Genomic DNA, 25,179 nt, shown 5'->3' with positions numbered 1-25,179 from the left:
CGGTTGTCTAAGCAACTCCACTGTGCAACCGGAGGTCCTCACCTTTGCGTCAACGACTCCAGCGAGTCATCACATTCACCGAACCAACGTCCCTGGGCAGTACAACTAGGACCGCTCTGAACCGTTACCGGAGAGCGCTGAGACTATGGCTGGAAGCAATGCACGGAACGCCTGCCCGCGGTGGCTGATGGCGTTCTTCTCCTCGGAACTCAACTCCGCACAGCTGCGGTCCATCCCGGCCGGCTGCAGCACGGGGTCGTAACCGAAGCCGCCTTCGCCCTTGGGCTGACGCAGAAGCGTTCCTTCAAGTTGGCCGTACTCCACGGTCTCGTGGGCAACGCCATCAGGCCCTGGCACAGCCAAGGCCGCGGCACACACGAAGGCTGCTCCGCGGAATTCATCCGGTACATCGGAAAGCTGGGCCAACAACAGGTTCAGGTTTGCTTCGTCGTCACCATGCCGGCCCGACCAGCGGGCTGAGAAGATTCCGGGCGCACCGCCCAGAACATCCACCGCCAGCCCGGAATCATCGGCGATGGCCACCAAGCCGGTCGCCTCTGCTACTGCGCGGGCTTTGAGCAGTGAGTTCTCCGCAAACGTGACCCCGGTTTCCGCCACGTCCGGCGCACCCGCCGCAGCGGCGTCAACCACCTGGGTATCGACGTCGAGGCCTGGCACCTGCCCCCGCAGCAGTTCGCGGAGTTCCTTCAATTTGCCCTTGTTGTGGGTAGCGAGAACCAGCAGTGGCGCGCCAGCTACGGCTTCGGCGCTCACGGGGCTTCCGCCAGCGTCTCGCGCTGGATGGCAGCGAGCTGGGTGGTGCCCAGGAGGGCCAGGTCCAGCAGGGCGTTCAGTTCATCACGGTCGAAGGGTGCGCCTTCAGCTGTGCCCTGCACCTCCACGAACTTGCCCGAGCCCGTCACCACCACGTTCATGTCCGTCTCCGCCCGAACGTCCTCGACATAGGGCAGGTCAAGCATGGGAACGCCGTCGATGATGCCCACGGAGACCGCCGCAATGGTATCCACCAGCGGCTCGGCGTTGCGGGCAATGAGCTTGTTCTCGCGGGCAAAGCGAATGGCCTCGGCCAGGGCCACGTAGGCGCCGGTAATGGCAGCGGTGCGCGTGCCGCCGTCGGCCTGGAGGACGTCACAGTCCAGGACGATAGTGTTCTCGCCGAGCGCCTTGGTGTCGATGATCGAACGCAGGGAACGGCCGATGAGGCGCGAAATTTCGTGGGTGCGTCCGCCGATCTTGCCCTTCACGGACTCGCGGTCCGAGCGGGTGTTCGTCGCGCGGGGAAGCATGGCGTACTCGGCAGTTACCCAGCCGCGGCCCTCGCCCTTGAGCCAGCGGGGCACACCCTCGGTCAGGGAAGCGGTGCACAGAACCCGGGTGTTTCCGAACTCGATCAAAGCCGAGCCCTCTGCCTGCTTGGACCAGCCACGGGTGATGCTGATGGGTCGCAGTTGCTCGGGGGTCCGGCCGTCGGCGCGGATGACGGGTGTTGCTGTAGCTTCAGAAGTCATGCTCCAAGCTTAGCGACGATGGCCACCAAGCCCGCGCCGGAGTCCGTTAGATGGTGTAGTGAACCCCGGCTACGGCAACAGCTACGTCCCCGGCGAAAACGGGTTTCGCCTCGGACATCACTTTCGTCTGGGAAGTCCAGACGGGGATGTGGGTCAGCAGCAGCCGCTTGGCGCCGGCGTTCACTGCTGCCTCCGCGGCGCGCTTGCCGGTGAGGTGGACGTCCTTGATGGCGTCATCGCGGCCTTCCTCGAAGGCCGCTTCGCAGAGGAAAAGGTCTGCGCCCTCTGCAGCATCTTCCAGGCCCTGGCAGGAGTCGGTGTCCCCGGAGTATGTCAGGACCCGGGTCACCGGCGTGCCGTCCTTGCCCGGCTCTGTTGCGGTGACGCGCAAGGCGTAGCACTCCTCCACCGGATGGTTGACGCCGTAGGGGGTCACGGTGAACGGTCCCACTGTCACGGGCTTCTGTTCCGCCCAGTTGGTGAAGTCGAACTCCTCATGCATCCCTGGGTCCAGATCCAGCCCGTAGGCGGTGGCCATGCGGTCCGCAGTAGCTGCCGGACCCCACACCGGAATGCGGTCGCGTCCCCAGCCGCCGGGCTTCCACCGCACAGCTACATGGAGGCCGCAGAGATCCATGCAGTGGTCCGGATGCAGGTGGGTGAGGAAAATCGCATCGATGTCCTCAAGATCCGTATACCGCTGGATAGCGCCCAGGGCACCGCTTCCGAGGTCCATGACGATCTTCCACTCGCGTTCGCCGTCATGTGCCGTGACCAGATAGCACGACGCCGGCGAACCCGGCCCCGGGAATGAACCCGTACACCCCACGATGGTCAGCTTCACAAGCCACGCCCCAAGGCGGCGTCGGCGGGGTTGACGAAGTAGGAGCGACGCGCCAGGCCTGCCCCTGATTTTGCTGCTTCGAGCATTTCGGGCGTGATCCGTGCGAGGCTTCCGGTCGGATACTGCGCTGCCACATGGTCCACGTGCTTCACGGACAGCACTTCAGGTCCCAGGAACCGGCGCGCGAGCGTTTCGAACTGGGCGGCGTCACCTGTGGCGATGAACTCGTGACTGGGAGCAGCTGAGCCGGTCCGCTGGATGCCGTGGGTGGCCAGCGCCCGGTAGACGTCCTTGGCTGTTTCTTCGGCGCTGGAGACCAGGGTGACATCTTCACCCATGACGAAGGAGATGACGCCGGTCAGCAGTGGATAGTGCGTGCATCCGAGGACCACGGTGTCCACACCGGCCTCTTTCAGCGGGGCCAAGTACTCGTTGGCGGCTGCCAAAAGTTCAGGGCCGGTGGTAACGCCTGCTTCGACGAAACTGACGAACGCAGGGCAGGCCACGGACGTGATGGTGAGGTCCGGGGCTGCGGCAAAAGTGTCTTCGTAGGCCCGCGAACCCACCGTGGCAGAGGTTCCAATGACCCCGATCCTGCCTGTCCGTGTCGCGGAAACGGCACGGCGGACAGCCGGTTGAATGACCTCGATCACCGGTATCCCGTACCGGGCTGTGTACCTTTCCCGGGCGTCCCGGAGCACAGCGGCCGACGCCGAGTTGCAGGCTATGGTCAGGAGCTTGACTCCGGAGTCCACCAGTTCGTCCATGACGCCGAGGGCATTGGCGCGCACCTCGGCGATGGGAAGTGGGCCGTAGGGTCCGTTGGCGGTGTCGCCTACATAGAGGATTGACTCGTTGGGCAGTTGGTCGATGATGGCCCGCGCCACTGTCAGTCCGCCCACGCCGGAGTCGAAGATACCGATCGGACGCGTTCCCACGATCTCCCCCGTGCTGATGGGGGCGCCACTGCCCGGAGCGGCGCTTGGTGAACCCGATGCTGATGTCATGATTATTCGAGAATAAGGCTTCCCGTGGGGTGCGGCCATCAGGTGTGTCCTCCGCCTCGTGTCTTATGTGTCACACGGGCGGGGCGGCACAGGGCCCCCACGATCAGGATTTCGCCTGCCGGGCGGAGATCATTGCCTGAACCAGTGACTCCTGGAGCCAGGTGGTGAAGTTGTAGACCAACGCCAGGTAGCTCTCCACGTCTTCGGCCTGGCTCCAGTCCTGCATGCTGTGAATGTGCTCGGCATCCGCTTCATCCCGGATGTCCAGGCGTTCGGCGAGAACCAATCTGACGTCATTGAGCGCCATGGACCAGCGGGCTGCTTCTTCGGGCGTCAGGACCAGGTCCTGCCGGTCCAAGCCCAATGCAGTGGCCCGCAGCGCGCCGATCTTGTTCTCCCGGACGGAGCGTTCGGTGAGCTGCCGGAACTCCAGCGAGCCGGCGTCGTCGTCCTTTAGGACGTTCGGCAACAACCGCAGCAGGGCGCGGTCGCTTGGCTGCTTGACGTCCATATCCAAACCGATGAGGGCCGCCAGGGGATCTTCGTTTTCCCGGACTTCGGGGTCCAGCATCGAGATGACGTCGTCCAGCAACCCCCGCAGGAGGTCGCGCTCAGCTGGCTCAAGGTACCCCGTGATGCCTTTGAGTCCGTATTTGAATGCCTTAGCCACGCTGGCGGCCGCCCTTTCCGGGTGTTTCGTTGCCGCTTGCGGCCTTCTCCACAGTGGCCCACAGGCCGAAACCGTGCATGGCGACAGCGTGCTGCTCTACCTGTTCCTTGCTTCCGAACGCCACGATGGAACGGCCCTTCTTGTGGACCTCCATCATCAACTTGTGCGCCTTGGACTCCGAGTAGCCGAAGTAGCTCTGGAAAACGTAGCTCACATAGCTCATCAAGTTGACGGGATCGTTCCAGATCACCAGGTTCCAAGGGACATCGGGGGCTGTCAGGACATCGGTGGACGTTTGCTCTGCAGCTTCGGTCCGCTCGTCGATGTCCGTGCCAAACGCAACGCTAGGGCTCATCTGTCCATTCTATGGCGGCTCGCACTAGAGTGAATTCGTGAGTAGAGCCGCGTCGTGGGACCATCCCGCAACTTCCTTGTACACAGACCACTACGAGCTGACCATGCTGCAGGCCGCCCTGCACTCGGGTGCCGCGCACCGGCGTTCAGTGTTTGAGGCCTTCGCCCGCAGGCTTCCGGACGGCCGCCGGTACGGAGTGGTGGGCGGGACGGGACGCCTGCTCGAAGGCATCGCGGACTTCAGGTTCGGCGATGCCGAACTCGCCTTCCTGGAACAGAACAAGGTGGTCAACACGGAAACCCTGGACTACCTGGCCGATTACAAGTTCAGCGGCGACATCTGGGGCTACGCCGAAGGCGATGCCTACTTCCCCAACTCCCCCATCCTGATTGTTGAGTCGACGTTCGCTGAGGCCTGCATCCTTGAGACATTCATCCTCTCGGTCCTCAACCACGACAGCGCCATAGCTTCGGCCGCGTCCCGCATGACGTCGGCGGCCGGAAGCCGTCCTTGCATCGAGATGGGCTCCCGGCGCACCCAGGAGGAATCGGCGACGGCGGCAGCCCGCGCCGCTGTTATCGCCGGCTTCGCCAGCACCTCCAACCTCGAGGCCGGCCGGCGCTACGGGATCAAGACCGTCGGCACGGCGGCACACTCCTTCACCCTTCTGCATGACACCGAACGTGAAGCCTTCGAAGCCCAGATTGCGGCCTTTGGCCCCGGGACTTCCCTGTTGGTGGACACCTACGACGTCGAAACGGCGGTGCGGACCGCCGTCGAACTCGCCGGAGACAAACTCGGCGCCGTGCGCCTGGACTCCGGCGACCTCGTGGCGCAGGCCCAATGGGTCCGCCAGCTGCTCGATGACCTCGGGAACGTCAACACCCGCATCGTGGTGACCTCCGACCTTGACGAGTTCGCCATCGCAGCCCTGCAGTCCGCGCCCGTGGACTCCTACGGCGTGGGGACGTCGCTGGTCACAGGCTCGGGCGCTCCGACGGCGAGCATGGTCTACAAGCTCGTCAGCCGCACCAACGACGCCGGCGAATTCATTTCCGTCGCCAAGGCGGCCAAGAACAAGGCAAGCGTTGGTGGCCGCAAGTACGCCCTGCGCAAGCTCAATGAGCGCGGCCGGGCCACCCACGAAGTGGTCGGCATCGGACACCGCCCCGAAGACGACGGCAACGACCGTCCCCTGCTCCACCAGTTCGTCAAGAACGGCGAGGTCCTACCGGGGTGGACCGGCCCTGAAGGTGTTGTCCGGGCTAAAGAGCGCCACGCGGCAACCATGGCCGAGCTGCCCCCTGTTGTGAACCGCCTGCAGCGCGGCGAGGCCGCCATCCCCACCGTCTACGAGGAGAACTGATGTCCAGGGCCTTGATCATCGTTGATGTCCAGAACGATTTCTGCGAGGGCGGCACCTTGGCGGTCCAGGGAGGTGCCGATGTTGCCGGCGCCATCACCGAATACGTTGATGCCAACCAACAGCACTTCGATCACATCGTGGCAACACAGGATTGGCACATTGAGCCTGGCGACCATTTCTCCGACAACCCGGACATGGTGGATTCATGGCCGCCGCACTGCCGGGCCCGCACCAAAGGTGCCGAGCTTCATGAGGACCTTGACCCCGAGTACATCCAGGCCTACTTCCGCAAGGGACAGTACACGGCAGCCTACTCGGGTTTCGAAGGCGTCCTCGCACCGGAAGACGATGTCCCTTCAGGAGACCTGAAGGCCGGCGCAACGGTAGCCGAAGTGATCGATGAGGACGCTATTGGACTCGACGACTGGCTCCAGAGCCACGATGTCGAAGATGTGGTGATCGTAGGCATTGCCACCGACTACTGCGTCAAGGCCACCGCATTGGATGCCGTCCAGGCCGGCTACAACACCACCGTGATTGCCGACCTCACGGCCGGAATCTCGGAGGACCTCAGCGACGTCTTCGACGACCTGGAAGCCGCCGGCGTCGAGGTCGACCACGGCTGAGCCACAAGGCACACAACGCCACAGGGCGCCGCATCTGCGGCGCCCTGTGGCGTATGAGCTGACATCCGGGCCGGCTACTTCCGGCCGATGAACCAATCCTGGAGCTTCCGGAGGCGTGCCTGCAGTTGCTCCTCATTGGCCTGGGCTACGGCGGGACCGCCGCAGACCTCGCGGAGCTTGGTGTGGACCACCCCGTGCGGAGTTCCTGTACGGGCCGCCCACGCGGCAACGTTCTTGGCGAGCTCGTTGCGCAGGTCCATGAGCATGCGGTGGTCCGGAACCGCAGGCGACGCCGCGGCGGCCAAGGGCGATTGGCGCTTCTTGCGTGACTGCTGCTCGTGTTGCCGCTGCCGGAGCAGTGTGCCCACCTGCTCGGCATCCAGAAGTCCCGGAATGCCGAGGAAGTCCAGTTCCTCGTCAGAGCCGATGTCCGCCCCGGTACCGAACTCACCGCCGTCGAACAGGACACGGTCGAAGGAAGCTTGGGAGTCCAGTGCCTCGAACTTGCCCTTGGTGAGTTCCTCTGAGGCCTTGTCTTCCCGGTTGGCCTCGGCCATCAGGTTTTCCTCCGGGCTGAACAGCCCGTCGTCGTCCTTTTCCGGGCGGTCCAGCGCGTGGTCGCGCTCGGCTTCCATGGTGTTGGCGAGGATCATCAACGGCGGGACCGACGGCAGGAAGACCGACGCCGTTTCTCCCCTTTTGCGCGCACGCACAAAACGGCCAACGGCCTGCGCGAAGAACAGGGGGGTCGAGGTCGACGTGGCATAGACACCCACCGACAAGCGGGGCACGTCGACACCTTCGGACACCATGCGCACGGCCACCATCCAGCGCTTGTCCCCTGCGGAGAACTCCTCGATTTTGCTGGAGGCCTTTGAGTCGTCGGAGAGAATCACCGTGGGCGACTGGCCCGTGATTTTCTTCAATTGGCCGGCATAGGCACGGGCGTCCTCATGGTCCGTAGCGATCACCAGGCCACCGGCATCGGGAACCGTCCGACGCACCTCGCTGAGGCGCTTGTCCGCAGCTGCCAGAACCGCCGGGATCCACTCGCCGGTGGGATTGAGCGCCGTCCGCCATGCCTGGGACGTGATGTCCTTGGTCACGGCGGCCTCGCCCAGGGACGCTGCCATTTCATCCCCTGCACTGGTGCGCCACCGCATCTGGCCGGAGTACGCCATGAACAGCACGGGCCGGACTACGTGGTCCCGCAGCGCGTTGCCGTAGCCGTAGGTGTAGTCGGCTTTGGACCTGCGGATCCCGTCCCGGTCCTCAGCGTATTCAACAAACGGGATGGGCGAAGTGTCCGAGCGGAACGGCGTTCCCGTCAGGGAAAGGCGGCGCGCAGCAGGATCAAAAGCCTCGCGGAGCCCATCACCCCAGGACAGCGCTTCACCGCCGTGGTGGATCTCGTCAAGGATCACCAGGGTCCGGGCCGCTTCGGTCTTGGCCCGGTGCAGCATCGGCTTGCTGGCCACCTGGGCGTAGGTGACAGCGACGCCGACGAAGCCCCTGCCGTGCTGGCCGTCGGAGTTCTTGAAGTTGGGATCGATGGCGATGCCTACCCTGGCCGCGGCGTCAGCCCACTGCCTTTTGAGGTGGTCGGTTGGTGCCACGATCGTGACGCGGTTGACCACCCCGCTGTCCAGCAGCGTGGTGGCAATACGCAGGGCGAAGGTGGTCTTACCGGCGCCGGGCGTTGCCACAGCGAGGAAGTCCTTCGGGTTGCGGGTCATGTAGAGGTCAAGTGCCTCCTGCTGCCAGGCACGCAGCTTGGGGGCCGTGCCCCAGGCAGCGCGTTCCGGGTATGCGGGAGGCAGGGAGGGACCACCGAAAAGTGTTTCTGTCATGCTGACTCCCCCGGCCTGACGGCAGTTGCAGTTACGGCACTTTCTGCGGGCACGCCGAAGCGGACCGCACAGCGGTGTCGTTCAGAAGGGGCCTGTGTTCTCTTCCCACCCACTACTTGGAGTTGCCCGGACCGTCGCCGTTTCCACCGTCATTGCCTGGGCGGAGACCCTCATAGATCTCCTTGCACTCCGGGCAAACCGGGAACTTCTGGGGATCCCGGCCCGGGGTCCAGACTTTTCCACACAAAGCAATGACGGGCTCGCCTGTCATTGCCGATTCCATGATCTTTTCCTTGCGGACGTAGTGCGCAAACCGCTCACGGTCGCCGGGTTCCACTTCCTGGCGTGTTTCTTCACGCTCGATGGTGGAGGTGGACGTTCCGGCTCCGGAAAGTTCGCGCATGGGGTCGTTTTCGAATGGATCCGGAGGAAGCGTAGTCATGCCAAACATCTTACCGTCTACAGGCCCTGCCACTTCGGCTTGTTGTCGTAGGTGTGCCGGTAGTAGTCGGCCAGCTTCAGTGATGACGCGGCAGCTTCGTCCACCAGGATGGTGGCGTGGGGGTGCATCTGGAGGATGGATGCGGCACAGATGGCGGCCACTGGCCCTTCCACGAAATCCCGGACCGCCTGGGCCTTCTGCGCGCCCGTGGCCACAAGCACCACATGCTTTGCATCCATGATGGTGCCCAGCCCCTGGGTCACTACGTGGTGCGGAACGTCGTCGATGCTGTCAAAGAAGCGGGCGTTGTCCTTGCGTGTCTGCTCAATCAGGGTTTTGATCCGGGTCCGGGAAGCCAGGGAGGAGCCCGGCTCATTGAAGCCGATGTGTCCATCCGTTCCCACGCCCAGGATCTGGAGGTCCACGCCGCCCACGGCCTTGATGGCGTCCTCGTAGGCCTGGCACGCTGCTTCGAGGTCGTCGGCAGCGCCATCGGGACCATGGACATTTTCGGGCTTGATGTTGACCCGGTTGGTGAATTCCCGTCGGATGACTTCGCGGTAGGACTCCGGGTGCCCGGCCTCCAAGCCAACGTACTCATCCAGGGCGAAGCCGTGGGCCTGGCTGAAGTCCAGGCCCCCGGCTTCGTAACGGCTCGCCAATTCATCGTAGATGGGCAGGGGTGAAGAGCCCGTGGCGAGGCCCAGCACAGCATTCGGCTTGCGCCGCACCAATGCCTCGATGGCATCGGCAGCCAGCGCACCAATCTGCTTGGTGCCAGGGAGAATGACAACTTCCATCGTCACGGCCTTTCTTTCTGAGGATCATCTACTGTCACAGAGGTTATCCCATGTCCCACCTATAGGGCCACGATAATCACACTTGTTACGGAGTCAGCGGTTGACACTGAGCTGGGCGAACATCTCGGGGCCACGCGCGTCCAGCCACTTACCCCCGAGTCGAACGCCGACGATAAAGAGGATCCCACCCAGGACCGGGCCAACAACCAGGTTGATCCATCCTGCTTCCGGACCGCCGCTGACGGCCTGGACAACCATCAAGGCAAGTTCCGGAACCAACAGCAGAGCCAGCACCACCATTCCGATTCCCTGCACGGCGAGCGTTTGGGCTACGTTTCCCGGTGGCTTCTTGAACGGGCTGTCGCCGGGCAGCGGTACGGCAATGTTATACCGGGCCGAGATCACCGAGGACAGGCCCAGTCCGGTGAAGAGAGTTCCGAGAGACAAGCCCAAAAGATTGGGAAGCCACTGCCATTCCCCGGTGAGGAACAACGGCGCAACAGTGAAGACCAGAACCACGGGAAGCGATATCGCCAGGCAGGCCAAGGCGCGCCCCAAGCGGTCATCCACACCCCGGACACCGGCGGCCAGGTGGAGCGCAAAGGCTGTGTTGTCGTAGGAAACATCGGCACAGATGGACCACGCCATAACGAATGCGGTGAGCGGCCCCAGGATCATGAAGAGCCCGTAGCTGCCACTTTGTGAACTGCCGAAGAAGAAGAGCACAGGGAACAGCGGGACGATGACCAAGGACGCCGCGTAGCGCGGATCCTTCATCCAGTAGACCAGCGCCCGAGCCATGACGGCTCCGGCCGGCGTCCCGGGAAGGCGGCCAAAAAGGCCAAGCTTTCCGCCCTTCCTCGCCGAGGCGCCGGAATACGTGGGCGTCACCAAGGCGCGCCGCAGGAGCAGGTGCCAGCACAACAGCAGCGCGCCAATCGTAGCTGCGGCAATCAGGAACTTCAGACCGGCGGCGGCTGCCTGGCCTGATTCGAGGTCCCCACCCAGCGACCACGCTGCTCCGAGGGGCGTCCAGGACAAAGTACGTGCCAGCCCGGGAAGGTAGTCGGCGCTGTTGCGGACCCCCTCCACGATGCCCATCATGATGGGCCCCAGCAGGACCAGCGGGATGAAGACAACGATGCTGCTGATGTCCTTGAACCGCCTCGAGGCGGCGAGTCCGGCAGTCGCCGTCGTGACAACCTTGGACAACACGACGCAGGTCAGCGTCCCCAGGACGGCACCGAGCAATGCGCCAAGGGCCGACGGAACACTCCGCCACCAAGTGCCTACGGTTCCCAAAGCCGCAATCAGCGTCGCAAGGCCGGGAATTCCGATCAGCCCGGCAAGCGCCAGACCCGCGAGGAGTTGCTTCGGCGGGATCGCGAACGTGGTGAAACGCGCAGGATCCAGCGTCATGTCCGCCGCCGACGCTACCAAGGGGATGACCGCCCACCCCAGAACAGTGGCCACTCCACCCAATACCACCACGGTGTGGGCGATCCCGGGATCAGCCCACCGCAGTGCTATGAGGCCTCCAACAAGGAGGACCAGCATTCCCAGGGCGTAGAGCAATCCCAACGCCATGCCAACCAATTGCCACGGACTGCGCTTGAAGCCGTTAAGAAGCAGCTGCCACTTCAGGCCTAGAAGGTGCGCAACCATTCCAGCCCCTCCGTCCGGTGTCCGCCGCCCACCAACTGCACGAAGCGCTCTTCGAGGGTGGAACCGTTGCGTACCTCGTCCACAGAGCCCGCTGCCAGGACCCGGCCGCCGGCAACGACAGCTACGTGGCTGCACATGCGCTGTACGAGGTCCATGACGTGGCTGGAAACAATAACCGTTCCTCCGGATGCTACATAGCTCTCCAGGATGCCCCGGATATTTGCTGCCGATACCGGGTCCACCGACTCAAAAGGCTCATCCAGGACAAGGAGCCTGGGCGCATGGATCAGGGCAGATGCCAAGGCTATTTTCTTGGTCATGCCGGCCGAATAGTCGACCACCAGGGATCCGGCATCACCTTCGAGGTCAAGGGCAGCCAGCAGCTCCGACACCCGCGTACCGACAACGTCCCTGTCCATGCCGCGCAGCAGGCCGGAGTAGGTGACCAGTTGCTCGCCCGTCAGCCGGTCGAACAGGCGGACGCCGTCGGGCAGCACGCCCATGAGTTTCTTGGCCGCCAGCGGCTGTGCCCAGACGTCGACTCCATGGACCACAGCGGTTCCGAAATCAGGACGCAGCAGGCCGGTCGCCATGGAGAGCGTTGTAGTCTTGCCGGCACCGTTGGGTCCCACCATCCCGTAAAAGGAGCCGGCGGGTACTTCCAGGTTGATTCCGTCGACAGCGATCTTGTCGCCAAAACGCTTGGCCAGGCCCCGGATGGACAGCGCAGACAAGGGGGCTTCTGCCGGGGGCGCCGGCTGCGGTGCCTCTTGCGGTGTTTGGCTGGCACCCGTAGCGGTCGACGGCGGGGACTCGGATGCCGGGGCGGGGGTGGATAAGGGCATGGATTCATGGCGTGGTTCCGTCATGGGACCAGCCTAGCCTCGCGGGCGCGCAGTGGCTGGAGTTCTAGAAACCGTGGCGGGGCACGGCCCGCTGGTACTGCGGAACCCACGGCATATCGTGTCCAAGCTCGTAGGCCGCGCGCAACCACCAATGCGGATCGCGCAGGGCAGCCCGCGCCATGAACACGGCGTCAGCACGGCCGTTGGCTACGATGTCCTCGACCTGGGCGGGACTGGTCAGCAGTCCCACAGCGGCGGTGGGGATGCCGGCGTCGCGCTTTACCTGCTCGGCGAAGCCGGCCTGGTAACCGGGCACCGCGTTGATCTTCTGATGGGCCACAGCACCGCCGCTGGAGACATCCACCAGATCGACGCCGAGGTCGGCCGCCGCGCGCGCCAACCTGGCGGAGGCGTCCACGTCCACGCCTCCTTCTGCCCAGTCGGAGGCCGAGATCCGAAGCAGCAGCGGCATGGAGTCGGGGATGACCGCCCTGACGGCTTCCACCACAGTGAGCATCAGGCGGTTCCGGCCTTCCTCGCTCCCGCCCCAGCCGTCCGTGCGCGTATTGATCAGCGGACTCTGGAACTGGTGCAGGAGGTACCCGTGCGCACCGTGGATCTCGACAGTGTCAAAGCCGATATCCACGGCCCGGGAAGCAGCGGCGGCGAAATCTGCCACCACGGCCTGGATGTCCTCTTCGCTCATGGCAGAGGGCGCCGCGTAGCCGTCGAAGGGCTCCTGCGTCGGGCCGACGGTGGGCCAACCGCCGTCGGACTCCGGGACCGAACCCGAGTGGCCGGCGAAAGGCCAGTAGGTGGAGGCCTTCCGCCCCGCATGCGCCAGTTGGGCACCGATCCTGCAATCGACGGCGCCGTGCCGGTGCACGAAGTGCACTATGCGTTCCCAACCGGCAGCCTGTTCATCGGTGTAGAGCCCTGCGTCCCGCGGGCTGATACGGCCCACCGGGTTCACCGCCGCAGCCTCTGTCATGATCAGCGCGGCACCTCCCGCGGCGAAGGAGCCCAAGTGCATCAGGTGCCAGTCGTTCGGGACGCCCTCTCCCATTTCCGGATCGCAACTGTACTGGCACATCGGCGAGACCCAGCCCCGGTGCCCGATGGTGAGCGAACGAAGCTTGAGCGGGGAAAAAAGCGCCGACGTCACTAGAAGAGAACCCTCGCCAGACCCTGACGGGCCTTGGCCACGCGCTCGTCCTTGACCCCGACAACTTCAAAGAGATCCAGGAGCCGCACACGGGCGGTTTCCCGCTCGGGGCCAAAGTTCCTGCCGATGAAGCCGATGATCCGGTTGAAGGCGTCTTCAATGTGTCCGCCCGAGACATCGAGGTCGGCGACGCCCAGTTGGGCCTGGAGATCATCGGGCTCCCTGGCAGCGAGGTCGCGGAGAGCCTCGGCCTCGGGGGCGGTGAGCTTCTCCAGCCTGGCCATCAATTCGACTTGGGCGAGGCCTGCCTTTGCTTCAGCATCCGCGGGCTGCTCAAGAAGGGCCTGTTTGTAAGCGGCCACCGCGGCGTCGAAGTCGCCGGCCTCGATCGCATCCACGGCGGCTTGGTGCAGCGGCGGCAATGGTGCGGGCTCGGCGTCGTCGGCTTGTCCGGCGTCGCCAATGCTTCCGGTGACGCCGTTGGCGGCAGCTACCTTCAGGAGTTCCTCAATGAGGCTGCGGATCTGCGCGTCGTCGGCCGGTCCTTGGAACAGCGGCACGGGCTGGCCCTTGATCACGGCGACGGCGGTGGGGACGGCCTCTACCTGGAAGGCCTGGGCCAACTGCGGGAAGGCATCCACGTCGGCAGCGGCCAGCACGAGGCGGCCACCATAGCTTTCAACAACGCGCTGAGCGGTATCAAGGACACCGGGCGATTCGGCCGCATACCGCGACCAAAGGAGGAACAGCACAGGAATCTGGGCGGACAACTGCACCAGATCCTGGAAGTTTGTTTCCGTGGCATCCACGCGAAGGGGGGCCTTGCCGGTGCCACCGCCTTGGGATGCCTCTCCGTCCGCGGACACGGGAGCCGGTGGGCCCTGCGGCGGAGTGGGGCGGCGCAACGACGAGAGGTCGACGGCGCCGCGCAGGTTGAGCTGGCTGGCAGCGGCTGGAGTGGGTCGGTATCCGGGCGAACTCATACCGTCCACTCTAGCCGCTGCCTGCCTGGCTACTTGAAGCTGGCGCCAACCAGTCCGCGGGTGGCAGCCACCAGCTTCATGGGATCGGATGATCCCGCCGGTGGGATGTACACGGCAACCGATTCAGCGAAGTTCAACACCATGCCGGTGGTTGTCTCCTTGCCGCCGGCAAAGACAGCGGAGTCGTCCTCCAGGATCAGCTTGTCACCTGCTGCCTTTGGAGTTCCCTCAAAGGAGAAGTCCAGGCGTCCCACTACCAACGCTCCGCCGTCGGCTGTCTTCAACACAACGGTCTGGTTGGTCACGGGCGTGTGGGTGAACTTGAAGTTGGCGCTGGTTCCGTTCTTCACGGTATCGGCCTGGTAAGCGAGCGCGCCTGCGATGTACGGGGACGATTGGCCGTCGGCGAGCTTGCTCCGGTTGGGTGAATCCGGGTTGGTGAGCATTTCACTCAGGATCTCCAACGCCTGGTTGCCGCTGTAGGCCAAGCCGTCCTTGTCGCCGGCAGGCACAGGTGTGGTGCCCTTGCGCGGGACCGGGAACGACGGGAAGTTGGTGCCGGGCTGCAGAGGCGCTGTGCCCCAAAGCTTGTAGTTTTCCCGCGGCGACAGCTGCACAAGTGTCAGGACCTGCGGGACAACATTTCCCTCACCCTGCGTCAGGGCGTACACCGTCCTCGGCCAGTCCTTCTTGGTGCTGATGACGCTGCTCTGGAGCTTGGTGGCCCGGACCGGCATGCGTGCCTCGTAAGCCGAGACAGTGGACCGGATCTTGTAGTTCTGCGTCCGGATTTGAAGTTCCATCTTGTCCACGCGCGGGGCAAGCTTGGCCGCATCCTTCGCGGCATCGGCCGCGTCAACGGTGCTGGCGACCTGCTCTAGGATGCGCTGAAGCTGGGATTCGAGCATTACCGGGGTTCCGCCGTCGCCATCGGCAGCCTGGGTCGACGACGCCGAGGGGGTGGCATCCGGAGAGGACGTTGCCTGGGCAGCTACTGCCGTCCCGCCAACCATGACGGCCGCAAGGGCGGCAGCTACGGCAGTGACGCGCAGCGCGGGGCCTTCGGCACCTCCGGTACGACGGCGGCCCTCATCACCTGCGGGCGACTGGACGGGCAGCGTTGTGGTTGCCTCGCCGTCGTGCGGGCCATCGCCCTCGCCGTTGTTGCGGCGGCTGCTCAATGCTTTGGCGATGAACGGCAGGGCCGCTCCCACCAGGATGATAATGATGCCCAGAACGATCAGCGGCACGGCCCACGGCGTGGTTGCCTTGTTCGGGAAAGTCATGGAGATCGCTGTCGGTGCGGGCTTGGTACCGTCGGCTGCCACGAGCAGTGACCATTCGCCGTCAGCGGGAGGGTTCCAGGTGTATTCGAAGTCGCCGCTCGCGTCCTCCGTGCTTACCCAGAGATCGGATCCGGCCGGGGACGGCGCTGTTGCTTCACCGTCCGCATAGGTCACTTCGAGGGACTTCTGGTCTGCGGAGACACCGGTCAGCGTGGTGTGGGCTGTCTTGCCCACCCAGGCGTCGACGTCGTCCGGGCGGCCGGTGGCAATGGTGTAGTTGCCCTCGCCCTGGATCTTGATCTTCACCGGGCCGTCATGGAGGTCGATCAGCTTTTGATCGATCACGGTCAGTGGGGAAGCTTTGGTATCGCCGGGAACCGAAGCCGTCACGGTTTCAGCGGGGGCCCAAAAAGTCAGCTGGCCAATGCCGGCCAGCATCGTCAGCAGGCCCAGCAGCACCAGCAAGGCTGCAGTCTTCAAACGCACAGGATCACCTATCATCAGCGGTCGTTGAACTTCAAGGGTAACCGTTTTGTTATCAAAGAGTCAGATCGGCGTGACGCCGGCGACACCCCAAAAACCCTGCCGTGGCGCCGCCGCAGCCCGATTCCATGCTCCTGATAGTGTGGCGATGATCATGATATCCGGGCAGTAACTGGCCTGAATTGACCCTGCACCACCAATGAAAAGGCTGTACAACCCCGTGAAAGACCACATGGAGTCCCGTCCCGTCAATGAGCCAGGGTCAGCTGCCGGTTCGGACGCGGTGGATGCCTCGTCCGAAGGGTCTGCCGCCGCTGTACCAGTCCGGACCGGACGTCTTGCCGCCATCAGCCGCCGCCTCAGGCAACCCATTCCAGGGGCCCGCAACCGCGTCCGCTTTGAGATGCCGCCGGAGGACGACAGCGACGGCGGTCGGGATGGCTCCAGTCCCGAGGACGATCACGGCTTTGGGGCTCCCGGTCCTCGGATGTCATCGCAGCACCCCCTTTATGTCGGCTTCATGGGAACGGCCGGCGTGGGAATGGCCCTGGCCGTGTTCTACATTGCCAGCAACACCACCCAGCTGATCCTGTGGATCGTGGCGGCCCTTTTCATTGCCCTTGGACTTGATCCTGTGGTCCGCTGGCTCGAGGCCCACAGGGTCCCGCGGCCGGCAGGCATCTTGATTTCCGTTTCCGCTCTGGTGCTGGCGGTGGCGGGCTTCTTCGCAACCCTGATCCCAACGATCGTTGAACAGGTGTCGGAGATCGTTCGGCAAGCTCCGGACTGGATCCGCAACTTCCTCGACTCGGACTTCTTCCGCACCGTGGACAGCCAATTCGGCGTCCGGGACCGGATCACCACGGAACTGGATAAATTCGTCAAGGATCCCGAAACCATGGGTGGCATCTTTGGCGGAGTTGTCGGATTCGGCTCCACCGTTGCCAACGGCCTGTTCGGATCGCTGATCGTCCTTGTCCTGAGCCTCTACTTCCTGGCAGCGCTGCCTTCGATGAAGAAGTGGGCGTACCGTCTCGCTCCCCGATCACGCCGCCCCAGGGTTGAAGCCCTGTCCGAGGCCATCACCGACTCCGTGGGCAACTACGTGATCGGCCAGGCGTGCGTGGCCCTGCTGAACGCGGTCTTCGCCTTCATCGTCATGACCATCCTCGGCATACCGTTCAGCGTCCTGCTGGCCTTCGTGGTGGCCCTGCTCGCGTTCATTCCACTGGTGGGCGGGATGATCGCGGCAGTGGTCGTCATCCTGGTGGCCCTCACAGCAGGCTGGCAGACCGCCGTCATCTACGCGATCGCGTACTTCGCCTACCTCCAATTCGAGGCCTACTTCATCTCGCCGCGCATCATGCAACGTGCCGTGGCTGTGCCCGGCGCGGTTGCTGTCATCTCCGTCATTGCCGGTGGCAGCCTCCTGGGCGTGCTGGGGGCGCTCATTGCCATTCCGACCGCCGCAGCCATCATGTTGCTGATCAAGGAAGTCTTCATCGTCCGGCAGGACAGGCACTGACCGGCCCTCCCCCTCCCAAGGGGCGGGTCAGGCACCCGCTACCTGTCAGGCACCCGCTACCTGTCAGGCTCTCGCTACCGGTCAGGCGCTCGCTACCGGCCCCGCCCACTGGCGCGGCAGGCCGTCGACGCCGGCACCCGCGGAAGTAACGTCGTCGACGATTTCGTCCAGGACCCGCGCAGCGTACTTCTCCCCCACCCACAGGTGCTTCGCGCCGTCGACGCCGACAAGCCGGGCCTGCGGGACCAGGCTGAACCGCTGGGCCGCTTCCTCCGGCTGCAGGTAATCGTCGTGTTCGGGCACCAAAACCGTCAGCGGCTTGCCGGAGGCGGCCCATTCCTTGAGATGGACATCCGTGGCCCGGTGCAGCGGCGGAGACAGGAGAATTGCTCCTTCAATCTGGCTTGCCACAGGCTCCACGGCGCCATACATCAACGCAAGTTCCGTTCCGAAAGACCATCCCACCAGCCAGCGGTTGGGCAGGCCCCGTTCAACAGCGAACCGAACGGCCGCCTCGACGTCGTAGCGCTCACCGACGCCCTCTTCGAAGTGCCCATCGCTGGTCCCCCGAGGAGACGACGTGCCCCTGGTGTTAAAGCGAAGGACGGCGACGCCGGAGAGTGCGGGGAGCCTGTAGGACGCCTTCCGATACACGTGGGAGTCCATGAATCCGCCATGGGTCGGCAGGGGGTGGAGGGTGATCAGGGTTGCCGTGACCTCACCCGACTCGGGAAGCGCAAGCTCGCCCACCAGGACTTTGCCGTCCTCAGTAGTGATCTCCACATTCTCGCGTTTGGCCGGGAGCACCGTCGAGGCACGGATCTCCGAGGGCGCGTCCTGTGGGGTAAAAACGAACGAGGCGGGGTCGAAAGTCATGCTTCCTAGCCTAAGCGCTTCAGCGGTACCGGTACGTCCGCGATGTCCAGCAGTTGGTGTGCCAATGGCGACGCTCGGCCAAGCCGGCAGCCGGCCCAAACAGGTGGTTGTCGGACCACACCACCAGATGCGCGATACCGGGCAGGATGGCCGTCGAGCAACCCGGGCAAATGTATTGTTTCTCGGCCTTCTTGGCCGTCATGGTCCGGACCATCCAATCGCCGTCCGGAGCGCTCTCCCGGCGGGCAATTCCTGCGCGGGCCCGCTCCAGGTCGAGCTCGGGCACCGGTTCGCTCCACTTGCCTCCAGCGTTGCCAGAGCGTGCGCCGGATGCATTGCGGCGAGGTCGGTTGGAGCGGGGCATACCTCCATTCTGCCCCAAACCACTGGCCCCAGACGGTAATGTGGGGCGGGTGCGACTCGTGATAGCCCGTTGTTCTGTTGATTATGTTGGCCGCCTCAAGGCCCACCTCCCCCTCGCCACCAGGCTGCTGCTGGTCAAAGCGGACGGCTCGGTGCTGGTGCACTCCGACGGCGGTTCCTACAAGCCGTTGAACTGGATGAGCCCGCCCGCCACCTTGCGGGTGACCACCCCGGAGGAGACCGAGGTCGAAGAGGGCGTGGTGGAACAGTGGACAGTGCAGTCGGCCAAAACCGATGACCGCCTCATCATCAACATCTACGAACAACTCCACGACACCTCCCATGATCTCGGCGTCGACCCCGGACTGATCAAGGATGGAGTGGAAGCGGACCTTCAGCGCCTCCTGGCCGAGCAAATCGAGACCCTGGGAGCGGGCTACTCCCTGATCCGCCGCGAGTACTTCACGGCCATCGGCCCCGTGGACATCCTGGCCCGCGACGCCAACGGTGCCACCGTCGCCGTCGAACTCAAGCGCCGTGGTGACATCGACGGCGTTGAACAATTGACCCGCTACCTGGAGTTGCTCAACCGCGACCCCCTGCTTGCGCCCGTCCGGGGCATTTTCGCGGCGCAGCAGATCAAGCCCCAGGCCAAAGTCCTGGCAAATGACCGCGGAATCGATTGCGTGACCCTGGATTATGACGCCATGCGTGGAGTGGATGACAGCGAGTCCCGCCTCTTCTGAGGCCACCGGCGGCCAGTGTGCCGCAGGCCACTAGAATCAAAACATGACTGCCCCAACCCGTTTCGCTTCCTCGTCCGCGCCGAGCCATCAGATCATCAAAGGAACGCTTGTCAGCGACGGCGAGGTGGTGGAGGATGGCCTGCTGGCCATCGACGGCGACCGGATTGCCTACGCGGGTCCGGCCGACGACTTCGACCCCGAAGCTTTCGACGGCTTCGAGGGGGCGATCCGTCTTGGCGTGCCGAGCGGGAGCTACTTGATCCCGGGGCTGGTCGACGTGCACTGCCACGGCGGCAATGGAGGCGATTTCCCGGGCGGTGAAGAGACGTCCGCGCGCAAGGCGGTCGAGTTCCTGCACCGCTCCGGAACCACCACGTTCCTCGCCAGCATGGTCACCGCTCCCCGGGAAGACCTCCTCCGGGGCATAGAGCTTTACGTGAAGCTGGCGGAGGAGGGACTCGTAGCAGGAATCCATCTTGAGGGACCTTTCCTCTCCCATGCCCGCTGCGGGGCGCAGAATCCGGAGTACCTGCTTGAGCCGGACCTGGACCTCATGACCGAATTGGTCGGCGCCGCCGGGGGCAAACTGGCCACCATGACGTACGCGCCCGAACTCCCGGGCGCCGCTGCCCTGGTGGACCTCATGACCTCCCACGGCGTGACGCCCTCGTTGGGCCACACCGATTGCGACGACGCCACGGCAGCCGCGTCGCTGGCTGCCGCTCGCGAAGGACTTGAGTCAGCAGGGTTCGACGGCGTGAGCTCGCTTCCGACCGTCACGCACCTTTTCAATGGGATGCCTCCGATGCACCACCGCGCGCCCGGGCCGGTCGCCGCCTGCTTGCGCATGGCGCAAGAAGGCAAAGCGGTAGTGGAACTCATCGCGGATGGGACCCATCTGGCACCCAGTACGGTTGCCACCGTCTTCCAATTGGTTGGAGCGGGCAACATCGTCCTGGTGACCGATTCCATGGCCGCGGCTGGCTTGTCTGACGGCAATTACATGCTTGGTCCTTCTCCCGTGACCGTCAGCAATGGCGTAGCCACGCTGGATGCCACGGGATCGATCGCAGGCGGTACCGACACCCTCCTGGACGTTGTCCGAAAAACGGTAGCTGCCGGCGTCGCGCTTCCTGACGTCGTTTGTTCGGCAACCGCGGTTCCCGCCGCCATTCTTGGCCTTTCCGATGAAATAGGCGGGTTGCGACGTGGACTGCGTGCCGACGTCGTCCTAACCAATGAAGACCTCGAGCTCACCGGCGTGATGCGCAATGGGCAATGGCTCTCCTAGGCATGCACTTGCGCAATTGGGGCAGCGCCGCGTTACCTTCTTTTTACCTAAATTTTTCTCGAATTGCCCAAAACACCGTTGACCTCCGGCAGAGCACATGAAAGTGTTGTAGCAGTCTTTGTGTAGGTGGTTTTCATGCTCGCAAGACGAGTTGCGAGCGTGAAGCTCCTGCGAATCCAGCCAGGTCTCCTGGAAGGAAATTCAGGTCTTCTCGCGGAGTAACAAGGCCGGTACGAAGTGTATCGGACTGAAGTTCCATAATGAGGAGATATACATGGCACTGGGAACCGTAAAGTGGTTCAACGCTGAAAAGGGCTTCGGCTTCATTACCCCGGACGACTCGGATGGGGACGTCTTCGTTCACTACTCCGAGATCCAGACTGGTGGCTTCAAGACCCTCGATGAGAACCAGCGCGTTCAGTTCGAGATCGGCCAGGGCGCCAAGGGCCCCCAGGCCACCGGCGTTACCGTCGTCTAGTCTTACCCGTTGATTCTGCGTAGATTCGAGTTGGCGCAGAAGAGACAAACAGCTTGGCCCCGGCTTCCGAGCCGGGGCCAAGCTGTTTAAGGCAGACAAGATCGTTTATGCCGCCGGTTCTGTCATATTCAGATTGTGACTGTTACTAAACGTGAAGAAATGCATGCTCGTAAAAGCATTGACAATTCAACCAACCAAAGTCCGAAGCAGCCTGGCCGAATGACGAACTGACAACCCGGGGAGGTAAGCGCGGCTGAGAGCGCGTCCCATTGCCGGAAGATGCAAGGGGTCCTGGTAATACAGGTACAGCGTCCGGTACTCGGGTTGGAATCGTGACTTAAAGGACGCCAAGGACCTAAAACCATAAACCGGTTCCAATGCCTGGCCCACGACATCGAGCAGACCCGCCAAGCCCTTGGCCTGTTGTTCGATCTCGCCCTTCTCCTGGGCCAGCGGCGAACCCGACAACGAGATTACCTCCACGGATTCCCGCAGATGAAGAACAGCCGAGGCGATCAGGAACTCCATCACCCCAGGGAACGCATCCCCGCGCCGCCGCATGAAGTCCAGGGTCCAGCTGACCACGTTGCCGTCTTCGAAGACCGGGAGCCAGCTGGTCACGCCATGGACAAAGCCGGCGTCATCCACTGCTACACAGCACAACACTTCATCGTCTTCGAGTTCGTCCAGGCCGCCCAGAGTAAAGCCCATCTCGGGAATCTCCTTCTGCGCAGCCCATTCCTCCGAGACCTCACTGATCTGGGCACGGATTCCGTGGGGCAATCCGGAGAACGTACCCCACCTGGCCGTCACCCCCAACTTGGCCGCACGGTTGAGGGACGTTCTGACGTTTTGCCATTCCTTGCCCCTGAACTCCAGGCCGCGGATGCGTAGGCGTGTCTCCTGGGCAACAGCCACGCGGCGGAAGCCCCGCCCCTGCAGCATTGGCCACAGCTCATCCGTGCAGGAGTACAGACACGGAATCAGCGCATGCTCGGAGCAGTACCCAAGGAAACCGGCTGCTGTGGCCACGTGATTGTCCGTCGGCCCAAAAGGACCCGCCATTGTCAATGCCACGTGCCCGTGCTGCTGGTAGGCCACTCCCCCGGCATGGTCCGGGGCGAACCAGTATTTATTCGGCTCCCACAGCGCCATCCAGGACAAAGAGTCGCCCCCGGCCTTCACCAGGCTGCGGGCACGATCGCGCGCCTGGTGATCCCTGCCACCGGTATGGTGCCCGCGGATGAAAAGTATCCATACGCCAACCAACGCCACCAGCCAGAACACGGTGCCGGAGTAGGAGAACAGGAAGACTTCCAGAACGTCCCGCTCCGCAAAGACCTTCCGGTAGGAGCCCGGGAGCGGAACAGGAAGATACTGCCGGGCAAGTTCCGCGGCGAGGCCGAGCAGTCCGCCGTCCCTGGACATTCCCCCCGAAGAGAACCAGACAATGCAGTAGCTGATGCCAAGACCTGCGCCCGTCAGGCCGACAAGCCAGAACACCCGCCGCCGGAGACGATCAGAGGAGACGACCCTGAAATGTCCTCGATAGAGGAAAAGAAGTACCGCCAGGACCAAGGGAACCAGCACCAGCGGGATGAGGTGGACTACGGCCGAGTTCATCATCCCCACATGGGGACGCCCCTGCGGCCTCGGGATGTTGGCAAAGAGACCAAGGTAAATGGCCGAGAGAGCCACCACCACCAACTGCACGCCAATGGCGATCCCCAGGGCAAGCCGACGCCCCCTCCGCATTCCGTCGGCACAGATCAAGAGCAGCACGACAGGCACCACGGCAAGGGCCAGGCCGAACGGGCCCGTGTAGCCCTGTCGTCCGACTTCAAGGCATGAGACATCGATACTGCCGCCGCAGTTGCTCTCAAGCTGGCCCAACGTGGGGATGGGATTCAAAATGACGTCCCGCAGCAAAGCGAGCGGACCGGACGGGCTCTTGGCAGCGGCCGTCACGATGGGACCAACCGCGAAGATTGCCATCGTTAGGGACAACAGGTTCCGCACTTCCCTGCCAGTGGACCTGTGCAGGCGGAGATGACCCTGGCTGCTTTGCATCCACCAACCGGCCGCCACGCCGATCAATGCCCCAAGAAAGCCCACCACCGTCTCCGCGTGGCCCACGTACAGCAGCAAGAGCAGGGAGACCGACAACGCCACTGTGCGCAGTCGTCGTTGCCACAGCGTAGGCAGGAGCGCACTGGCCGCCAGGCACGTCGAGAGGATGGCGGCGTACGGCCCAATCAGGCGGGTATCGCCCATGCGGGCCAGCCAGCCGTCGTCGGACGTCTGCGCTACCTGGGTGACCAACAGGAATGCCGAGACTGCGGCGAACTGGCTGCCAAAGAAGACGGCGGCAGTCCTCAGGGAGCCGAAGCGCCGTTCGGCCAGGCCCAGAAGAAACAGGATCATCAGCACGGCGGTGACATAGGCCAAAGGGTTGGTGGTAAAGAACAGCGATGTCCAAATGGACCACCAGTCGCCGGACTTCAGACCGGACAGGCTCACACCCGCCACCCGCAGCCATCCATCTGGCGGCCCGGCGACAAAACTGCCGGAGATGATGGACAGGGCAACGAACAACACAAGAATGCCGGCCGTGAAGGGCGTGGACCGCACGTGCTGTCCGGTTTGCCTCAAGGCGGGCAGGACAACACCCTTTACGGCAAGGCTCATTTCGGAAGCCCCCATCGACCGGCAAGGAAATCGAGGCCTTCCGGCATTCCCTTCACCACGGCATCCCAGGAATGCCCGGCCTTCCGGATCGTGTGCTCTTCGGTCTGGAAGCCGGCGTTCTTCGCCGCTTCGCCGAGCTCATGCATGTAGTTAATGAATTCGTTGTCCGTCTCGCCGGCTGCGAAGTAGACGCCACTGCCGGCGAAATCGCGGTCCCGCATCAACACCAATGGCGTCCTTGATTCGAAAGCTGCGACATCGCCGTCGAACGAGTCCCCAATGGTTTTGTTCCTGTCCTTGGCCAGGGCCGGTTCGCGCTCTGCGGAGAAGGCCAGCACCGAGGGAAAAATGTCGGGGTGCGCGGTTCCCATCTGCAGCGCACACGTGCCACCAAAGGAGAATCCGCCCACAGCCCATTGCTTGTGATCGGTGGAGACGTCCAAGGTGTCCGTGATCCACGCGGGCACATCTTGGGAAAGAAAGGTGTCGGCCGGGGCGATCCGGCTGTCCATGCACAAGGTATTGGCGTTGCCGGATCCGTTCGGATCCACCACCACGGTGACCGGCGCAATACCGCCATGCGCCTCTGCGAAACGGTCCAGTTGGGCGCGGAGTCTTCCTCCTGTCAACCAGTCAGCTGGTGCTCCGGGTTGCCCTGCGAAAAGCACCAGTACCGGCAAGCTGGGCCGGAGGTCGGTCTGATAAGCCGGCGGTAAGTAGATAAACGCATCCCGGGAAGTGAAACCTGAGACGGTTCCTGGGATCGTGGCTTTACGCAGAATGCCATGCTGCGGCATGGAGTCGGGCGCTTTCCACGCCGACGGCAGAGGAGCCGGAGTGGCCTTTGCAGAGCGCTTGAGGCTTTGTTCAAGCGGCTGGATTCGTGCCACCGCGGTGCCTAGAAGGTCAGCGACCGTGTTGTTCAATCCGAAGTACAGGTTCACTTGGACCATGCAGAGCAAGATCACTCCCAGCATGGCCGTTACACTCAGCACGCGCCCTTTGGCGGAATTGCGGGGAATACGTGCAGCGCTGAGCACAATGGCGGCTACTGCCGGCACGGTCCACGCCACCGTCTCGAACGGCAGGTTCTCCGAGAAGACAGCCATGAGATCCACCAGGATCCAGTGCACCAAGGCGACAACGGCGATGGCTGTCAGCAAAGAGCCCACAACCACCAGAAACCAGGACAGTCGTCGTCGCCAGAGCAGGTACGCTCCTCCAACGATCCCGCAGGCAATGCTGAACCAGAGGAACGGTCCAGACACAAGACTGACGTCCGAAAGGAAGTCCATA

At 63.7% G+C, this 25,179-nt stretch carries 24 protein-coding genes; 6 read left to right on the top strand and 18 right to left on the bottom strand.

The genetic code is table 11. The features are described 5' to 3' along the window. Positions 1 to 105 precede the first annotated feature (105 nt). The 6 genes from rdgB to clpS all read right to left on the bottom strand — a co-directional run bounded on the left by rdgB (position 106) and on the right by clpS (position 4,405). Positions 106 to 774, bottom strand: a complete 669-nt coding sequence (gene rdgB / locus PQ627_RS07135; protein ID WP_274259542.1) for an RdgB/HAM1 family non-canonical purine NTP pyrophosphatase — start codon at positions 772 to 774, stop codon at positions 106 to 108. After that, the gene (rph, locus tag PQ627_RS07130) at positions 771 to 1,529 is read right to left on the bottom strand and encodes a ribonuclease PH (protein WP_144659893.1); all 759 of its coding nucleotides are present in this window, start codon (positions 1,527 to 1,529) and stop codon (positions 771 to 773) included. Before rph ends, rdgB begins: the two co-directional genes overlap by 4 nt. Positions 1,530 to 1,575: 46 nt before the next feature. Beyond that, the gene (locus tag PQ627_RS07125) at positions 1,576 to 2,373 is read right to left on the bottom strand and encodes an MBL fold metallo-hydrolase (protein ID WP_144659892.1); all 798 of its coding nucleotides are present in this window, start codon (positions 2,371 to 2,373) and stop codon (positions 1,576 to 1,578) included. Then, entirely contained in the window at positions 2,370 to 3,380 is a 1,011-nt protein-coding gene (murI, locus tag PQ627_RS07120) for a glutamate racemase (RefSeq protein ID WP_373458760.1), read from the bottom strand. Before murI ends, PQ627_RS07125 begins: the two co-directional genes overlap by 4 nt. A 103-nt stretch (positions 3,381 to 3,483) precedes the next feature. Then, complete coding sequence (locus PQ627_RS07115; RefSeq protein ID WP_274259537.1) at positions 3,484 to 4,050, bottom strand: DUF2017 domain-containing protein; 567 nt, start codon at positions 4,048 to 4,050, stop codon at positions 3,484 to 3,486. Next, the gene (gene clpS, locus PQ627_RS07110; RefSeq protein WP_018776321.1) at positions 4,043 to 4,405 is read right to left on the bottom strand and encodes an ATP-dependent Clp protease adapter ClpS; all 363 of its coding nucleotides are present in this window, start codon (positions 4,403 to 4,405) and stop codon (positions 4,043 to 4,045) included. The genes PQ627_RS07115 and clpS overlap by 8 nt, the downstream gene beginning before the upstream one ends. 37 nt (positions 4,406 to 4,442) lie before the next feature. Here clpS and PQ627_RS07105 point away from each other — a divergent pair, with 37 nt between their 5' ends. Further along, on the top strand, positions 4,443 to 5,771 hold the full coding sequence (locus PQ627_RS07105) for a nicotinate phosphoribosyltransferase (RefSeq protein WP_274259535.1): 1,329 nt from the start codon (positions 4,443 to 4,445) through the stop codon (positions 5,769 to 5,771). Continuing rightward, positions 5,771 to 6,397, top strand: a complete 627-nt coding sequence (locus PQ627_RS07100) for an isochorismatase family protein (protein ID WP_144659888.1) — start codon at positions 5,771 to 5,773, stop codon at positions 6,395 to 6,397. The genes PQ627_RS07105 and PQ627_RS07100 overlap by 1 nt, the downstream gene beginning before the upstream one ends. A gap of 74 nt (positions 6,398 to 6,471) precedes the next feature. On the opposite strand, the gene PQ627_RS07095 is transcribed toward PQ627_RS07100, so the two are convergent. The 8 genes from PQ627_RS07095 to PQ627_RS07060 all read right to left on the bottom strand — a co-directional run bounded on the left by PQ627_RS07095 (position 6,472) and on the right by PQ627_RS07060 (position 15,934). After that, positions 6,472 to 8,247, bottom strand: coding sequence for a DEAD/DEAH box helicase (locus PQ627_RS07095; RefSeq protein ID WP_144659887.1), 1,776 nt, complete (start codon positions 8,245 to 8,247; stop codon positions 6,472 to 6,474). 112 nt (positions 8,248 to 8,359) lie between these two features. Continuing rightward, complete coding sequence (locus PQ627_RS07090; protein ID WP_144659886.1) at positions 8,360 to 8,698, bottom strand: DUF3039 domain-containing protein; 339 nt, start codon at positions 8,696 to 8,698, stop codon at positions 8,360 to 8,362. Between the two features lie 8 nt (positions 8,699 to 8,706). After that, entirely contained in the window at positions 8,707 to 9,489 is a 783-nt protein-coding gene (nagB, locus tag PQ627_RS07085; RefSeq protein ID WP_144660017.1) for a glucosamine-6-phosphate deaminase, read from the bottom strand. 93 nt (positions 9,490 to 9,582) lie between these two features. Then, complete coding sequence (locus tag PQ627_RS07080; RefSeq protein ID WP_274259531.1) at positions 9,583 to 11,154, bottom strand: transporter; 1,572 nt, start codon at positions 11,152 to 11,154, stop codon at positions 9,583 to 9,585. Next, entirely contained in the window at positions 11,136 to 12,023 is an 888-nt protein-coding gene (locus tag PQ627_RS07075; protein WP_274259530.1) for an ABC transporter ATP-binding protein, read from the bottom strand. The genes PQ627_RS07080 and PQ627_RS07075 overlap by 19 nt, the downstream gene beginning before the upstream one ends. Positions 12,024 to 12,063: 40 nt before the next feature. Further along, positions 12,064 to 13,164, bottom strand: a complete 1,101-nt coding sequence (locus PQ627_RS07070) for an NADH:flavin oxidoreductase/NADH oxidase (protein ID WP_274259528.1) — start codon at positions 13,162 to 13,164, stop codon at positions 12,064 to 12,066. After that, on the bottom strand, positions 13,164 to 14,147 hold the full coding sequence (locus PQ627_RS07065; RefSeq protein ID WP_274259526.1) for a tetratricopeptide repeat protein: 984 nt from the start codon (positions 14,145 to 14,147) through the stop codon (positions 13,164 to 13,166). The genes PQ627_RS07070 and PQ627_RS07065 overlap by 1 nt, the downstream gene beginning before the upstream one ends. A gap of 29 nt (positions 14,148 to 14,176) precedes the next feature. Further along, the gene (locus PQ627_RS07060) at positions 14,177 to 15,934 is read right to left on the bottom strand and encodes a hypothetical protein (RefSeq protein ID WP_274259524.1); all 1,758 of its coding nucleotides are present in this window, start codon (positions 15,932 to 15,934) and stop codon (positions 14,177 to 14,179) included. A gap of 202 nt (positions 15,935 to 16,136) precedes the next feature. On the opposite strand from PQ627_RS07060, the gene PQ627_RS07055 reads away from it, so the two are divergent. Further along, positions 16,137 to 17,441 (top strand): AI-2E family transporter, encoded by a 1,305-nt coding sequence (locus tag PQ627_RS07055; RefSeq protein WP_274259522.1) that lies wholly within the window; start codon positions 16,137 to 16,139, stop codon positions 17,439 to 17,441. Between the two features lie 81 nt (positions 17,442 to 17,522). Here the strand turns inward: PQ627_RS07055 and PQ627_RS07050 are convergent, their stop codons facing one another. Then, the gene (locus tag PQ627_RS07050; protein WP_274259520.1) at positions 17,523 to 18,317 is read right to left on the bottom strand and encodes an alpha/beta hydrolase; all 795 of its coding nucleotides are present in this window, start codon (positions 18,315 to 18,317) and stop codon (positions 17,523 to 17,525) included. Positions 18,318 to 18,336: 19 nt separating this feature from the next. Then, on the bottom strand, positions 18,337 to 18,681 hold the full coding sequence (locus PQ627_RS07045; protein ID WP_144659878.1) for an ATP/GTP-binding protein: 345 nt from the start codon (positions 18,679 to 18,681) through the stop codon (positions 18,337 to 18,339). A 49-nt stretch (positions 18,682 to 18,730) separates the two neighbouring features. Between PQ627_RS07045 and nucS the strand changes: the two genes are divergently transcribed. The 3 genes from nucS (at position 18,731) to PQ627_RS07030 (ending at position 21,195) form a co-directional block, all read left to right on the top strand. Further along, complete coding sequence (gene nucS / locus PQ627_RS07040) at positions 18,731 to 19,426, top strand: endonuclease NucS (protein WP_144659877.1); 696 nt, start codon at positions 18,731 to 18,733, stop codon at positions 19,424 to 19,426. 43 nt (positions 19,427 to 19,469) lie between these two features. Further along, the gene (locus PQ627_RS07035; RefSeq protein WP_274259518.1) at positions 19,470 to 20,717 is read left to right on the top strand and encodes an N-acetylglucosamine-6-phosphate deacetylase; all 1,248 of its coding nucleotides are present in this window, start codon (positions 19,470 to 19,472) and stop codon (positions 20,715 to 20,717) included. A 274-nt stretch (positions 20,718 to 20,991) separates the two neighbouring features. Beyond that, positions 20,992 to 21,195: a cold-shock protein gene (locus PQ627_RS07030; protein ID WP_018776337.1), complete on the top strand. Its 204-nt coding sequence runs from the start codon at positions 20,992 to 20,994 to the stop codon at positions 21,193 to 21,195. A gap of 186 nt (positions 21,196 to 21,381) precedes the next feature. On the opposite strand, the gene PQ627_RS07025 is transcribed toward PQ627_RS07030, so the two are convergent. Together PQ627_RS07025 and PQ627_RS07020 are read right to left on the bottom strand one after the other, a co-directional pair. Further along, positions 21,382 to 23,883, bottom strand: coding sequence for a bifunctional lysylphosphatidylglycerol flippase/synthetase MprF (locus PQ627_RS07025; RefSeq protein WP_443192746.1), 2,502 nt, complete (start codon positions 23,881 to 23,883; stop codon positions 21,382 to 21,384). Further along, entirely contained in the window at positions 23,880 to 25,178 is a 1,299-nt protein-coding gene (locus tag PQ627_RS07020; RefSeq protein WP_274259511.1) for an alpha/beta hydrolase, read from the bottom strand. The genes PQ627_RS07025 and PQ627_RS07020 overlap by 4 nt, the downstream gene beginning before the upstream one ends. Position 25,179 lies beyond the last annotated feature (1 nt).

The organism is Paenarthrobacter sp. AB444 (assembly GCF_028736865.1).
Lineage (GTDB): Bacteria > Actinomycetota > Actinomycetes > Actinomycetales > Micrococcaceae > Arthrobacter > Arthrobacter nicotinovorans_B.
Note: the sequence above shows the minus strand (reverse complement) of the source record. Positions and strands in the feature narration are given on the sequence as shown.

Excerpts from the sequence above, each read along its gene's own strand:
- nagB (WP_144660017.1), bottom strand. The coding sequence starts at position 9,489 with ATGGAAGTTGTCATTCTCCCTGGCACCAAGCAGATTGGTGCGCTGGCT.
- PQ627_RS07035 (WP_274259518.1), top strand. The coding sequence starts at position 19,470 with ATGACTGCCCCAACCCGTTTCGCTTCCTCGTCCGCGCCGAGCCATCAG.
- PQ627_RS07090 (WP_144659886.1), bottom strand. The coding sequence starts at position 8,698 with ATGTTTGGCATGACTACGCTTCCTCCGGATCCATTCGAAAACGACCCC.
- PQ627_RS07075 (WP_274259530.1), bottom strand. The coding sequence starts at position 12,023 with ATGACGGAACCACGCCATGAATCCATGCCCTTATCCACCCCCGCCCCG.
- PQ627_RS07080 (WP_274259531.1), bottom strand. The coding sequence starts at position 11,154 with ATGGTTGCGCACCTTCTAGGCCTGAAGTGGCAGCTGCTTCTTAACGGC.
- PQ627_RS07060 (WP_274259524.1), bottom strand. The coding sequence starts at position 15,934 with ATGATAGGTGATCCTGTGCGTTTGAAGACTGCAGCCTTGCTGGTGCTG.
- murI (WP_373458760.1), bottom strand. The coding sequence starts at position 3,380 with ATGACATCAGCATCGGGTTCACCAAGCGCCGCTCCGGGCAGTGGCGCC.
- PQ627_RS07095 (WP_144659887.1), bottom strand. The coding sequence starts at position 8,247 with ATGACAGAAACACTTTTCGGTGGTCCCTCCCTGCCTCCCGCATACCCG.
- rph (WP_144659893.1), bottom strand. The coding sequence starts at position 1,529 with ATGACTTCTGAAGCTACAGCAACACCCGTCATCCGCGCCGACGGCCGG.
- PQ627_RS07100 (WP_144659888.1), top strand. The coding sequence starts at position 5,771 with ATGTCCAGGGCCTTGATCATCGTTGATGTCCAGAACGATTTCTGCGAG.
- PQ627_RS07030 (WP_018776337.1), top strand. The coding sequence starts at position 20,992 with ATGGCACTGGGAACCGTAAAGTGGTTCAACGCTGAAAAGGGCTTCGGC.
- clpS (WP_018776321.1), bottom strand. The coding sequence starts at position 4,405 with ATGAGCCCTAGCGTTGCGTTTGGCACGGACATCGACGAGCGGACCGAA.
- PQ627_RS07045 (WP_144659878.1), bottom strand. The coding sequence starts at position 18,681 with ATGCCCCGCTCCAACCGACCTCGCCGCAATGCATCCGGCGCACGCTCT.
- PQ627_RS07065 (WP_274259526.1), bottom strand. The coding sequence starts at position 14,147 with ATGAGTTCGCCCGGATACCGACCCACTCCAGCCGCTGCCAGCCAGCTC.
- PQ627_RS07025 (WP_443192746.1), bottom strand. The coding sequence starts at position 23,883 with ATGAGCCTTGCCGTAAAGGGTGTTGTCCTGCCCGCCTTGAGGCAAACC.
- PQ627_RS07050 (WP_274259520.1), bottom strand. The coding sequence starts at position 18,317 with ATGACTTTCGACCCCGCCTCGTTCGTTTTTACCCCACAGGACGCGCCC.
- PQ627_RS07020 (WP_274259511.1), bottom strand. The coding sequence starts at position 25,178 with ATGGACTTCCTTTCGGACGTCAGTCTTGTGTCTGGACCGTTCCTCTGG.